This window comes from Paenibacillus agaridevorans, from assembly GCF_003112455.1.
Taxonomy (GTDB): domain Bacteria; phylum Bacillota; class Bacilli; order Paenibacillales; family Paenibacillaceae; genus Pristimantibacillus; species Pristimantibacillus agaridevorans.
Map to the genome: position 1 here is coordinate 19,335 of NZ_BDQX01000041.1, position 490 is coordinate 19,824.

Consider the following 490-nt stretch of genomic DNA (forward strand, 5'->3'; position numbering starts at 1 on the left):
CGATCACCTTCTCTGCCGCTCATAACGAGCCTCCTTCGTCGCCGAATACCGTTCCGGGCTCAAGCCGCGCGCCTTTCAGCCACTCTGCGGCGTTCATCGCGCGTTTGCCTGCGGGCTGGATCTCCGTGAGAAGCAGCTTGCCTTCGCCGGCTGCCACGACAATTCCGTCCGGTCCTGCCTCAACGACCGTTCCGGGCTGGGCGGAGACGCCGGAGGCGGCATGTTTGCCGGAGGCAACCTCGCAAGCCCGCACCTTAAACACTTCTCCTCCGAGGAACGTGAACGCGCCGGCCATCGGCGAGAGCCCTCTCACTTGATTGAACAGCTCTCGGGCGGAACGGCTCCAATCCATACGTTCGTCGTCTCGCGTCAGATTGGGGGCGTAGGTCGCTTCCGCGTCATTCTGAGGCACGGCTTTCGCCGTCCCGTCGATGATCGACGGCAGCGTCTCGCCAAGCAGCTCCGCGCCGGCCAGGCTCAGCTTCTCGAA

At 64.3% G+C, this 490-nt stretch carries 1 protein-coding gene; it reads right to left on the reverse strand.

Annotated features, from left to right (window positions below; genetic code table 11):
* Positions 1-19: 19 nt before the first annotated feature.
* The coding region (locus PAT3040_RS38375; RefSeq protein WP_373863923.1) for a methionyl-tRNA formyltransferase at positions 20-490 on the reverse strand (471 nt) is incomplete at its 5' end.